Origin of the sequence: Streptomyces broussonetiae (genome assembly GCF_009796285.1) — a bacterium.
GTDB lineage: Bacteria > Actinomycetota > Actinomycetes > Streptomycetales > Streptomycetaceae > Streptomyces > Streptomyces broussonetiae.
This window is the reverse complement of the sequence record NZ_CP047020.1, coordinates 9,414,458-9,426,418: the sequence shown is the minus strand read 5'-3', so window position 1 is coordinate 9,426,418 and position 11,961 is coordinate 9,414,458. Positions and strand designations below refer to the sequence as shown.

The window sequence follows — 11,961 nt, the reverse complement described above, 5'->3', positions numbered from 1 at the left end:
CATGCCGATGGCGTCGATGGGGCCAGCCCATCCGCTCCCACGCGGCCATGCCCGACCGGCCTCGTCTTCCCGCCACCGGGCATGCTGCTGCCTCCTTCCGGAGCGGTGGTGGACGGTCTGTGGCCGACTACGACTCGCCGTGTGCCATCGGATGCATCTGCGCGCGGCCGGTTTGAACCCGCGTAGGCGGCGCGCTGGGGGCGCGGGCACGTCCTGGCAATGACCCGTACGGACTCCGCGCGCCCTGCCGATGGCCCAAGGCCGCAACGATGATGAGCAGACCGCACGTGATTCAGGAGACACCGCGCACCTGCCCTTTGGCAGGTGGCCATGGCGGAAGGAAGGAATCCACGTTGTTGCTTCTCATCTCCCCGGACAGCGTCGAGGAGGCCCTCGACTGCGCGAAGGCGGCGGAGCACCTGGATATCGTCGATGTCAAGAAGCCCGACGAGGGCTCGCTCGGTGCGAACTTCCCGTGGGTCATCCGGGAGATCCGCGAAGCGGTCCCGGCGGACAAGCCGGTGTCCGCCACCGTGGGAGACGTACCGTACAAGCCCGGCACGGTGGCCCAGGCGGCGCTCGGTGCGGCTGTCTCCGGAGCCACGTATATCAAGGTCGGTCTCTACGGATGCACGACGCCCGAACAGGCCATCGATGTCATGCGGGGGGTCGTCCGGGCAGTGAAGGACTATCGGCCGGACGCGTTCGTCGTCGCCTCGGGCTACGCCGACGCCCGCCGGATCGGCTGCGTGAACCCGCTCGCGCTGCCCGACATCGCCCGCCGCTCCGGCTCCGACGCGGCCATGCTCGACACAGCGATCAAGGACGGGACACGACTGTTCGACCATGTGCCGCCCGATGCCTGCGCAGAGTTCGTCGGCCTGGCCCACGAGGCCGGCCTGCTCGCCGCCCTCGCGGGCAGCGTCAAGGTGGGAGACCTCGGCGAGCTGACGCGCATCGGCACGGACATCGTGGGCGTGCGCGGGGCGGTCTGCGAGGGGGGCGACCGCAACACGGGAAGGATTCAGCCGCAGCTGGTGGCCGCCTTCCGGGCGGAGATGGACCGGCATGCCCGGGAACACGCAGCTGCCGTCGCGGCGGCGAGCTGACCGCCGGCATGCCGACCAGCCAGCCTCGTCGGACGATCGGGACCCGCGGCGACCGCTTCGCCGTCCTCGATCCGGCAACGGGCGAGGTATTCGACGAGGCTCCCGACCAGCAGCCGGACGAGTTGGACGCCGTCGTCGACCGGGCCCGCGATGCCTGGCGTAGTTGGCGGGCCGAGCCGGCCGCCCGTACGACCGCGTTGCTCGCGGCAGCCGACGCCGTGGAGACGGCCGGGGCCGACCTCGCTCAGCTGCTCACCCGTGAACAGGGCAAACCCCTGGTCGAGTCGTATGCGGAGATCGCCCGCACGGCGGCCCGCCTGCGCTATTTCGCCGAGCTGCTCCCCGGTCCCCAGCTGATCACGGACGGTCGGCCGCTGCACAGCGAGATCCGCTGGCGACCGCTCGGGCCCGTCGCCGCAATCGTCCCGTGGAACTTTCCACTCCAGCTCGCGTCGGCGAAGTTCGCGCCCGCGCTCGCCGCAGGCAACACGGTGGTGCTCAAGCCGTCCCCGTTCACGCCCCTTGCCACGCGGCTGCTGGGGTCCGTCATCTCCACCGCCCTCCCCGAGGACGTGCTGACGATCGTCACCGGTCGCGAACCCCTCGGCGCCCGCCTCGCGTCCCATCCGGGGATCTGTCACGTGACCTTCACCGGTTCGATTCCCACCGGACGGGCCGTGGCGGAGGGTGCGGCGGCCTCGCTCGCCAGGGTCACCCTGGAGCTGGGCGGTAATGATGCCGCCATCCTGCTGGAGGACGTGGAGGTGGAGGGGATCGCGGACCGGCTGTTCTGGGCGGCTTTCCGCAACTGCGGGCAGGTCTGCATGGCGGTCAAGCGCGTCTACGCCCCGGCCCGGCTCTACTCCCAGGTGGTCGAGGCCCTGGCGGAGCGCGCGAAGACCGCCGTCGTCGGAGCCGGGCTCGACCCGGGCTCGCAGCTGGGGCCGGTCAACAACCCCCGCCAACTGGCCCGGGTCGAGCACTACACGGCCCAGGCCCTGGCAGACGGTGCCCGAGCTGTGGCCGGTGGCTACCGGCCGGACCGACCGGGCTACTTCTTCGCTCCGACGATCTTGACAGATGTCCCCTCCAATAGCGCGGTGGTGACGGAGGAGCAGTTCGGTCCGCTCTTGCCGGTGCTGCCGTACAGGAGCCTCGACGAAGCTGTCGAGGCAGCCAATGACACCGGCTTCGGGCTGGGCGGCTCGGTATGGGGGACGGACCTCGACCGGGCCGAGGCGGTGGCCGACCGGCTGGAATGTGGGACGGCGTGGATCAATCACCACGCCGAACTTTCCCTCGCCCAGCCCTTCGCGGGCATCAAGAACAGTGGGGTCGGCGTCGCGGGCGGGCCGTGGGGGCTGTACGGGAACCTCAGGCCGTTCGTCGTGCACCGTCCAAAGGAGGCGTGACGATGAGGTTCGGTGCGGCGGTACTGCGGTCGTACGAGAGCCGATTCGCCGTCGAGGAGGTGGTCCTGAACGCGGGGCCGGCCGACGGCGAGATCCTGGTCGAGATCGCGGGCTGCGGGATGTGCCGGACCGATCTCGCGGTCCGGCGTTCGGCGGGCCGCTCACCGCTGCCGGCGGTGCTCGGCCACGAGGGGGCCGGTGTCGTGGTGGAGACGGGCGGCCCGGTAACCGGTCTGAGCGTCGGCGACCACGTCGTGCTGAGCTTCGACTCCTGCGGTCACTGCCGGAACTGTATGGGTGCGGCCCCCGCCTACTGTGACTCCTTCGCCTCCCTCAACCTCTTCGGAGGGCGCAAGGAGAACACGGCGCGGCTCACCGACGCAGCCGGGGGCGAATTGGCCCCCCGGTGGTTCGGCCAGTCATCGTTCGCCGAGTACGCGATGGTCGCGGCCCGCAACGCCGTCCGGGTCGATCCCTCGCTGCCCCTCGAACTGCTCGGACCGCTCGGCTGCGGCTTCCTCACCGGCGCCGGAGCAGTCTTCAACTCCCTCGGTGTCGGCCCCGGCGACACCCTCGCCGTCTTCGGCGCGGGAGCAGTGGGTCTGGCCGCGGTGATGGCGGCCACCGCGGCCGGGGCGGTGACCGTGGCCGTCGACCGGCACCCCGAACGGCTGGCCCTCGCCGAGCGGCTCCACGCGATCCCGCTGCACGCCGCATCGACCGCCCTGCCCAACCGCATTCAGCAACTGACCGACGGCGGCGCGCAGTACGCACTCGACACCACGGGCTCCATCCAGCTGATCAACAACGCGCTGCGGGCCCTGCGCCCGACCGGCCACCTCGGCCTGGTGGCACGGCTCCACACCGCGCTGCCGCTCGACCCGGGGACGCTGGACCGGGGCAGGAGGATCTCCCACATCTGCGAGGGGGACGCGGTGCCGGGACTGCTGATTCCACGACTGACCGGACTGTGGCAGGCCGGGCGGTTTCCCTTCGACCAGCTGATCCGTACGTACCCACTCGCCGACATCAACGAGGCCGAACACGACTGTGACGCGGGCCGCGTGGTCAAACCCGTCCTGGTCCCGGCGGGGAGGACCCGATGAGCGAGGCGTTCAACGCCTCTGCCTGTCCGCGCGACCGCGTCCTGACAGACCGTCACCGGCACCGCACCGCCGTGGCCGGTCCGCGCGGCGAACTGACCCGTGCCGAGCCGGCCGGACCAATGCCGGATGGCCGCAGGGCTGCGCGCCATCGGGCTCCCCCGAGGGACGGATCACCCAGAGGTGCAACCTCGTGCGTTCACCGCAGACCCATCGTTCGCATTCCTCGCTGTTCGTGGTCTCTACTCGCGCCAAGGGAGGACACATGGTCGGCACAGCACAACCGAACACCGGTGCGGAAGGCGTGGAAGGGGGTATCGGCCTGACCGCTCTCATGGTCGCCGCGGCACGGGCGATCGAGACCCACCGCCACGACAGCCTGGCACAGGACGTCTACGCAGAACACTTCGTGCTCGCCGCACCGGTGTCCGCGGGCTGGCCGGTCCGCACACAACAGGTTCCGGACGGGGACGCTAACCCGCTGTGGGGGCGATTCGCGCGTTACTTCGGTCTGCGGACGAGGGTCCTCGACGACTTTCTCCTCCAGTCGGTGCACGCTGGCAACACCCGCCAGGTAGTTCTGCTCGGGGCCGGGTTGGATTCGCGGGCGTTCCGACTCGACTGGCCTCCCGACTGCGTGATCTTCGAGATCGACACGGAACACGTGCTGGCGTTCAAGCACAAGGTGCTCGGCGGACTGTCGGCCACCCCGAAGGCAGCGCGGGTACCGATCCCGATCGATCTGCGCGCCGACTGGGCCCGGGCACTGACCGCCGCCGGCTTCGACACGGCCGCACCGAGCGTCTGGCTGGCCGAGGGATTGCTGTTCTACCTGCCCAACGCCGCCGAGACATACCTCATCGACACGGTGGACCGGTTGAGCACGGGGGGAAGCGCTCTGGCGTTCGAGGTCAAACTTGAGAAGGACTTGCTGGAATATCGCGACAGCCCGATCTACACCTCGACGAAACACCAGATCGGTATCGACCTGCTCAGCCTGTTCGATGGAGGGCCGAGGCCCGACTCCGCGGGCGATCTGGCGAGCAAAGGCTGGTCCACATCGGTCCACACCCCCTTCGACTTCACCCGCCAGCACGGATGCGGCCCGCTGCCCGAGCAGAACGACGCGCTGGCGGGCAACCGGTGGGTGTTCGCGAACAGGCCCCGGCCGTAACGCTGCCGTCAGTTGGCCCGGCCTCCGCCAGCTCTGTCGGCGGCCAGCCACCACCGCACTCCTCAAGCCGGTGAAGGGCCACTGGCCGTCGGGAAGGACCACGGTGACGGGCGACGGCTCGGAGGGGCGGTCCGCCACGGCTACGCCCGACTCCCGACCCTCGCTGTCCCCGCTGCCGAGCGCGTACTTGAGCTGGGAGCGGGGATCAGGCCGTGCGGATCCGGGGGCCTCGTTCCAGAAGGCGTGCGTCAGGATCACACCAGTGAGGTCGCGTTCCTTCTCCCGCTGGCGCGGCGACCTGCCGCTGTTCCTGTTCGGACCAGCCCGGCGAGTCCGGGTACGCGCGGGACGTGGCGAGCACAGCTGCGCGATCGTCCCCGTGATCCTCCTCGGGTAGCGGCGCTGGTCGGCGAACGTCTCGAACACCGGCGGGGCCTCGGCCTCCGCCTCATTGGCGTCCAGGTGCTCCTCGATGAGCCCGTGATCCAGGTCCCACCGCCGCACCGTGTCCACGAACGCACACCGCAGCGGATGATCACTGCTCCCGGATCGCAGATCCGCCATCATGTCGGCACGCCAGCGAGCGAACCACCGCACCCGCTCGGCCGGGATACCCGAGGCTGTGCAGTTCGCCACCAAGCCACGTCTGGCTGCGAAAATGATCGAAGCCGCGCTGGACGCCGGGATCACCGCCTCCTGGGTGACCGGCGACGAAGCCTACGGCCGGGACCCCCAGCTGCGCGCCGCCCTCCAGGCGCGCCGCATCGGCGAGGACAAGAGCGACCGGCGTATCAACGTGCTGGGCGCCCTGGTCGTGGGCGCCGATCCTGATCTGTGGTGGGAGCACACTCCCGGTGAGATCGACGCGGCCGTGTTGCTGGAGTTCGTCTGTTGTCGGCTGGCCGGCCTGCCCGGCGAGGCCGCCGCGCCGGCCCCGGCCGCGGACGGTGTCGGGCCCCGCACTGCCTGTCTGGCGACGGTCGAGACCGTGCACCGTGGTGCTGGACAACGCCTCCGTGCACCTGGACAGGGATTTCAAGGGCCGCCGCGAGCAGCTGGTGAAGATCCGGGTGGAGCCGTTCTGCCTGCTGCCCCGCAGCCCCGCAGCCCCGAACTCAACGACATCGAAGGATCAGCAGCGAACTTCACCAGGACCGCTTAGTCGCATGTGTCGGCCTCGGTATTGGTGTCTGGGACACCTGGAAAGACGATCAGCACGAGTCCAAGTGTCGGCCACGCCGAACCGAGGCACGTGCGCTGAGCGACAAAGCCCTCGCGGTACAGATTGTGGCGTGGAGGTTGCCGAGACCGTCGGCGGCGTGGAGATGCCCTCTGCACGGGAAATCTCCCTCGGCTGTGTCGTACACCGAGCGTCACGGATAGGGTGAGCAGTGATCAATCGGACGGGCGGATATGAGGGCAGCGCGCGGCATGGGCGGCACGGAGGAGAGGCAGTCGGCGGGGTCCGGGCGTCCCACGTCACGGGACGTCGCCCGGCTCGCCGGCGTGTCCCACACCGCTGTCTCCTTCGTGTTCAACGGGCGCGCCGAGGGCAATCTCTCACCCGCCACCCAGGAACGCATCCGTCAGGCCGCCGAACAGCTCGGTTACCGCCCCGACCCCGTTGCCCGCGGCCTGCGCCGCCGTCGTACGGCCGTGATCGGCCTGGTCACCGACGAGATCGCCTCCACACCCTTCGCGGGCCGGCTGCTGCGCGGCGCGATGGAGACCGCCTGGGACAACGAGCACCTTGTCCTGACCGTGGACTCCGGCGGCGACCCCGCCAAGGAGGACGCTGCCGTCGCCGAACTCCTCGACCGACGCGTGGACGGCATCATCTACGCCGCCATGTCGCTACGTCGGGTCCGCGTCCCCGAGGGCCTGCACCGCACCCATTCCGTCCTCGCCAACTGCCTGCCCGAGGACGACTCCCTGCCCTCCGTCATCCCCGCCGAACGCGCCGGAGGCCGCACCGCCGCCCGGCTCCTGCTGGAGAAGGGACACCGTCGGGTCGCCGTGGTCGGTGGCCAGGACGACATCGCCTCCGTCGAGCGGCTGCGCGGCTACCGGGACGCCCTGCGCGCCGAGGGGATCACGGTCCCCAAGGAGTGGGTCCTGCGCACCGGGGGCGAGATCTCCGGCGGATACGAGGGCGCGATGCGGATCCTCGACGGAGCGCCCGCCGATCACCGCCCGACCGGGATCTTCTGCTACAACGACCGGGTCGCGGCGGGCGTCCTGCATGCCGCGACCCGGCTCGACATCGCCGTCCCCGCCGATCTGTCGGTGGTCGGCTACGACGATCAAGAGCACATGGCCGAGTTCCTGACCCCGCCCCTGACCACGGTCGCGCTCCCGCACCACGCGATGGGTGAAGCCGCCGCCCGGCTCCTCCTCGACTCCATCGAAACCGGACGCACCCCGCCCGCCACCACGCGGCGCATCGCCTGCCCGGTGATCAGTCGTGCGTCCGTGGGACCAGCTCCCACCCCGTGACGGCAGTCGCCGCCCCCGACACGACGAGCTCGGGCACGTCGTCGGGGCGCAGGTAGACACGCTCGGTGATCGTGGCCCGATCGTCGACGAACAGCTCGATCAACGAACCGTCGACGAGCATCCGCAGCTTGCTGCCCGGCGTCCGCACCACGATCGGCGCCGACCCGTCGGCGGGCGTGCGCGGCCAGTCACCGCGATCCAGCGTCACGGTGCCCGCGTCCGGGTCCAGCCGCACCGTCACCTCCGCACCGGAGGCGGACCGCAGCAGGCTCACGGTGGTGGGCCCGTGTGCGGTGACGGCGAGGTCGTACGACTGCGGAAGCGGTACCCGGCCGCCCGGCGCGGTGACGAACGGCTCGGCCGCGCGAAGCAGTTCGAACTGCTTCGGCGGTACGACGTGCAGCGTGCCGTCCGGATGTACGTCCACCTCTCTCGGCGCGGTGAGGACACCGGCCCACCCGGCGAGGTCCACGTCGCCCTGCTCGCGAGCTTCCCAGGACCAGCCCCACATCAGGGCCCGGTCCGGCTCCTGGAGCACGGCTGGCGCGTAGAAGTCCCGCCCATGGTCGAGCAGGCCGCCGGTGCGCGCCTCGAAGCGCAACTCGCCGTCATGGTAAGGACGTAGACGTCCCGTCAGGTAGCCTGTGGTCCACGGGTCCCCGTCCCACAGCGACACCACGAGCACCGACTCCCCACTGGTCGTCGCATACATCTGCGGGCATTCCCAGCCGACGGGCCGATCGCCGAACAGCTCTGCCGCCACGGGGTCGTTGCCGTCGAGGAACACTCCGGCGAACCGCCAGTCGGCCAGGTCGTCGCAGTCGTACAGCAGGACCGACGGCGTACCGTCGGCGTGTCCCGCGCCGACCAGCGCCCATCGCCGCCCGCCGTCGGTGAACACGAACGGGTCGCGGAACATCACCACGTCCAGGTCGGCCGGCGGACCGGCCACCACGGGCGTCGGCAGCGGCTTCCAATCGGTGAGCGTCTCGTCGCCGGGGACTACGGCCCGGGCCAGGCAGATGGAGCCGAGGCCGGTGTGGTGGCGGTCGACGCCGGTGTACACGGCGGTCGGTACGCCGTCGTCGTCGACCACGCAGCCGGACCAGCAGCCGGCCTCGTCCGGGCCGCCGGGTGTCGGGGTGAGCGCGATCGGGTGGTGCTCCCAGTGTGCGAGGTCGGGGCTGGAGGCGTGGCCCCAGTGGACGTTCGCGTGTAGCGGAGCGTCGGGGTTGTGCTGGTAGAAGAGGTGGTAGCGGTCCCGCCAACGGAACGGACCATTGGGGTCGTTGATCCAGTTGTGGGGCGGGCGGACCCTGAAACGCGGAGCGTTTGGGTCATGTTTCAACGGTTGACTCCTGCGGACGTGATGCCCTCGCGCAGAGGGCGCTGGCCGACGACGAACACGGCGACGGCGGGGAGCATGGAAAGGACGACGCCGGCGAGGACCACCGAGATGGAGCCGGTGCCGAGGTTGCCCTGGAGGGAGACGAGGCCCAGGGGCAAGGTGTAGTTCTGGCCGGAGGTCTCCAGGATCAGCGGCCGGAAGAACTCGTTCCAGTGGTAGTTGAAGGCCAGCACGCCGACGATCGCGAGACCGGGCGCGGCCAGCGGCGCGTACACGGACCGAAAGATCCGCCAGGGCCCAGCTCCGTCCAGCATGGCCGCCTCGCCCAGGTCCTTGGGCATGCCCAGGAAGTACTGGCGCATCAGGAAGGTGCCGAACGCCGTGGGGAAGGCCGGGATGATCAGGCCGAGCAGGGTGTCCGTCAGGCCCATCGACTTCAGCACCAGGAAGACCGGCACGATGGTGACCTGCAGCGGCACCATCATCGTTGCCAGTACCAGCCCGAACAGGGGTTTCTTGAACCGGAATTCGAGGCGGGCGAACGCATACCCGGCCAGTCCCGCCGTGATCATCTGGCCGACCGCGATCAGCGCGGTCACCAGCGTGGAGTTGAGGGCGAGCAGCCACACGTCTAGCTGGTCGAACACCCCGCGGTACGCGGCGGTCGTGGGATGCGTCGGGATTATCTTCGGGGGCAGGTCGAAGGACTGGGCCGGGGTGCGCAGCGAGGTCGACACGGTCCAGATGACCGGGCCGAGGGTCAACAGCGCGCACACGGTCAGAGCGGCGATGCGTGCCCACGGCCCGAGCGCGTGTCGGGCGTGGCTCGGGGACAGTGTTGCTTGGCTCAAGGGACTCACCCGGCTCACTGGTAGTGGACGAAACGCCGGCTGAGCCGGAACTGGAGGGCGGTCACCGCCATGATCAGCACAAAGAGCAGCACGCCCACCGCGGACGCCTCGCCGAAGCGCAACTGCTCGAACGCGGTCTCGTAGATGACCATCACGACGGTGCGGGTGGAGTCGCCGGGCCCGCCGTTCGTCAGCACGTACGGCTGCTCGAAGACCTGCAGCGCGTTGATCACGCCGACCACGGTCGCCACCAGCAGCGTCGGCGACAGCAGCGGCAGCGTGATGTGCAGGTGCTTGCGCAGTCCGGTCGCGCCGTCGAGGGAGGCCGCCTCGTGGATCTCCTTGGGGATGTTGTTCAGGCCGCCGACGAACAGCAGGAACGAGAAACCGAACTGCTGCCAGACGTAGACGATGACCACCGTCGCCATCGCCGCGTTCTCGGAGGTCAGCCACGGCACCGGGGCGATCCCGACCAGTCCGATCAGCCAGTTCACCACCCCGAAGTCCTGGTTGAAGAGGTACTTCATCACCACGGAGATCGATGCGGCGGACAGCACCAGCGGGAAGAAGAACGCCGAGCGGAACACCGAGCGCAGCCACACCGGCATCCGTCCGGTCAGCGTGAGCGCAAGGGCCAGCGCGACGAGCATTTGCAGCGCGACCGCGAACACCATGAACACGAGGGTGTTGCGGAAGGAGACCAGCACGGTCGAATTGCCGAAGATCTCACGGTAGTTGGCGGTCCCGGCGAAGCTGGGGGAGTCGATGACGTTCCACTGGAACAGGCTGAGCACGACCGAGCCGACGATCGGTACGACCGTGAAGACGACGATGCCGACGAGGGTGGGTGCCAGGAACAGTGTGGCCAGCAGGCGGGTTCCGCGGTCCCGGGGTGACCGGCGCGGGGCGGGCGACTGACCTGCCGGCGTCCTTACGGGCGTGGTGATCTGGGTGCTCGTCATACTTCACGCTCCATGGCCTTCTCCAGGTCGCTCTGCATCCGGCGCAGCGCGGGGCGCACCGAGCGCGGGGAGGCCAGGGCGGTGCCGGTGTGCTTGAGCAGGACCTCGGTCACCTCGGCGACCTGCGGCGGCGCGGGGATGGGTCCGGTGTCGGGGAACTTGTCGAGAGTGCCGTAGAAGGCCGGCCAGTGTGCCGGACCGGTCTCCTTGTAGCGGCCGGCGGTCAGCAGCGAACGGCGCGCCGGGGTCGTCTGGTTGGTGTCGAACAGCGCCGTGAGTGTGTCCTTGCGGGCGGCGTACTTGATGAACTCCCAGGCTTCGTCCTGCTTCTCGGAGGTGCGCAGCAGGGCGTAGCCGGCGGCGCCGAACTGCATGCGCTGAGTGCGCCAGCGAGGGAAGTACTGGACGTCGTAGGCGTCGGCTTTCATGCCGGCCAGGTGCAGTCCGCCCGCCCAGAAGCCGCCCGCGGGCGTGACGCCGACGCGGCCGGTGGAGAACACGCCGACAAGGTTCTGGCCGTTGCCGCCCTCGGGGCGGGTGCAGAGGTTCTCGTGGATGAGGGAGGCGAGATAGTCGTACGCCTCCTCGACGCGGTCGTCCGTGGCCTGCGGGGTCGTCCAGCGGAAGCCGCCACCGCGGCCCCTGCGTTCGGCGGCCGGATAGAAGGAGTCCCACAGCCAGGCGCCGCCGGGTGCCTTGGACTCGGCGAGGAGGTTGGTGCCGTTGTTGAACAGCCAGGGCACCACGCCGCCCCACAGCCGGTTGGTCCAGAAGTACGGGGTGAACTGGGAGCCGCTGGACCTCTTCATGGCCCGCAGCAGCGTGGTGAAGTCGTTGCGGGTCCAGTCCGGCGCCGGGAAGTCTGCGCCCGCCCGCCGCAGCACCTGCCGGTTGAGGTACATGTCCGCCGCGTTGAACTCGACCGGCAGCTGGTAGAGATGCCCCTCGTACATCATCGACTCCACCAGCGAGGGGTGGACGTCGGCGAAGTACTCCTTCAGCTGCGCCGCGTCACGCTTCACCCAGCGGTCCAGCGGCACGCCGAGGCGCTGCGCGAACAGCTGGACACCCTCGGTGGCGACGTAGACCAGGTCGGGGGCGGTGCCCGCCGCGATCTGGGTGAGGATCTTCGCGAAGAAGTCCGACCAGTCCACGGCCTGCACCGCGTTGATCCGGAGCTTGATGTCCGGGTGCACTTTCCGGAAGCCCTCGGTGAGCGTGCTGATCGCCTCCGGCCCGTAGGCCGGGCCGAGGGTGGCGACGACGAGCGAGCCGTCGTCGCGGCCGGGTATGTCGGCCCCGGTGAGCCGATCCCAGCTCGCGGCGGTGCCGGCCAGGGCGGCGGCTCCCGCCCCGTAGGTGCCGTACCGCAGCAGCGTGCGGCGGGTGAAGTGCGAGTCGGTCATCCAGCGCGCCTAACTCGTGTTAGATCAGGGTTGATGCCCCAGATGATGTGAAGCGCCCTACAGCCGTGTCAAGAGTCGTGCACCCTTGACCTTTAACGAG

At 69.8% G+C, this 11,961-nt stretch carries 9 protein-coding genes and 1 pseudogene; 6 read left to right on the top strand and 4 right to left on the bottom strand.

Annotation, left to right across the window (positions count from 1 at the left end; translation table 11 throughout):
* Positions 1-353: 353 nt before the first annotated feature.
* The 6 genes and pseudogenes from GQF42_RS43060 (at position 354) to GQF42_RS43035 (ending at position 7,294) form a co-directional block, all read left to right on the top strand.
* A complete protein-coding gene (locus GQF42_RS43060) occupies positions 354-1,109 on the top strand; it encodes a (5-formylfuran-3-yl)methyl phosphate synthase (RefSeq protein WP_158929152.1) in 756 nt (251 codons plus the stop codon).
* Between the two features lie 8 nt (positions 1,110-1,117).
* On the top strand, positions 1,118-2,521 hold the full coding sequence (locus GQF42_RS43055; protein ID WP_158929150.1) for an aldehyde dehydrogenase family protein: 1,404 nt from the start codon (positions 1,118-1,120) through the stop codon (positions 2,519-2,521).
* Positions 2,522-2,523: 2 nt separating this feature from the next.
* Positions 2,524-3,627, top strand: a complete 1,104-nt coding sequence (locus GQF42_RS43050; RefSeq protein ID WP_158931292.1) for an NAD(P)-dependent alcohol dehydrogenase — start codon at positions 2,524-2,526, stop codon at positions 3,625-3,627.
* A 262-nt stretch (positions 3,628-3,889) separates the two neighbouring features.
* Positions 3,890-4,798 carry a class I SAM-dependent methyltransferase gene (locus GQF42_RS43045; RefSeq protein WP_158929148.1) on the top strand — a complete coding sequence of 303 codons (909 nt, stop codon included), beginning with the start codon at positions 3,890-3,892 and terminating at the stop codon, positions 4,796-4,798.
* Positions 4,799-5,390: 592 nt separating this feature from the next.
* Positions 5,391-5,567: pseudogene (locus GQF42_RS48010) on the top strand (transposase); the annotation flags it as partial.
* A 662-nt stretch (positions 5,568-6,229) separates the two neighbouring features.
* Positions 6,230-7,294: a LacI family DNA-binding transcriptional regulator gene (locus GQF42_RS43035; RefSeq protein ID WP_158931290.1), complete on the top strand. Its 1,065-nt coding sequence runs from the start codon at positions 6,230-6,232 to the stop codon at positions 7,292-7,294.
* Here the strand turns inward: GQF42_RS43035 and GQF42_RS43030 are convergent.
* From GQF42_RS43030 to GQF42_RS43015, 4 genes are read right to left on the bottom strand one after another with little or no spacing between them, the layout of a single operon-like run.
* Positions 7,257-8,642 carry a glycoside hydrolase family 32 protein gene (locus GQF42_RS43030; protein ID WP_158929146.1) on the bottom strand — a complete coding sequence of 462 codons (1,386 nt, stop codon included), beginning with the start codon at positions 8,640-8,642 and terminating at the stop codon, positions 7,257-7,259. The genes GQF42_RS43035 and GQF42_RS43030 overlap by 38 nt on opposite strands.
* Complete coding sequence (locus tag GQF42_RS43025; RefSeq protein ID WP_158929144.1) at positions 8,639-9,493, bottom strand: carbohydrate ABC transporter permease; 855 nt, start codon at positions 9,491-9,493, stop codon at positions 8,639-8,641. The genes GQF42_RS43030 and GQF42_RS43025 overlap by 4 nt, the downstream gene beginning before the upstream one ends.
* 14 nt (positions 9,494-9,507) lie before the next feature.
* Complete coding sequence (locus GQF42_RS43020; protein ID WP_158929142.1) at positions 9,508-10,455, bottom strand: carbohydrate ABC transporter permease; 948 nt, start codon at positions 10,453-10,455, stop codon at positions 9,508-9,510.
* Entirely contained in the window at positions 10,452-11,861 is a 1,410-nt protein-coding gene (locus GQF42_RS43015; RefSeq protein ID WP_158929140.1) for an extracellular solute-binding protein, read from the bottom strand. Before GQF42_RS43015 ends, GQF42_RS43020 begins: the two co-directional genes overlap by 4 nt.
* Positions 11,862-11,961 lie beyond the last annotated feature (100 nt).

Coding starts and splice junctions, on each gene's coding strand:
- GQF42_RS43055 (WP_158929150.1), top strand. CDS start 1,118: ATGCCGACCAGCCAGCCTCGTCGGACGATCGGGACCCGCGGCGACCGC.
- GQF42_RS43050 (WP_158931292.1), top strand. CDS start 2,524: ATGAGGTTCGGTGCGGCGGTACTGCGGTCGTACGAGAGCCGATTCGCC.
- GQF42_RS43045 (WP_158929148.1), top strand. CDS start 3,890: ATGGTCGGCACAGCACAACCGAACACCGGTGCGGAAGGCGTGGAAGGG.
- GQF42_RS43035 (WP_158931290.1), top strand. CDS start 6,230: ATGGGCGGCACGGAGGAGAGGCAGTCGGCGGGGTCCGGGCGTCCCACG.
- GQF42_RS43020 (WP_158929142.1), bottom strand. CDS start 10,455: ATGACGAGCACCCAGATCACCACGCCCGTAAGGACGCCGGCAGGTCAG.
- GQF42_RS43015 (WP_158929140.1), bottom strand. CDS start 11,861: ATGACCGACTCGCACTTCACCCGCCGCACGCTGCTGCGGTACGGCACC.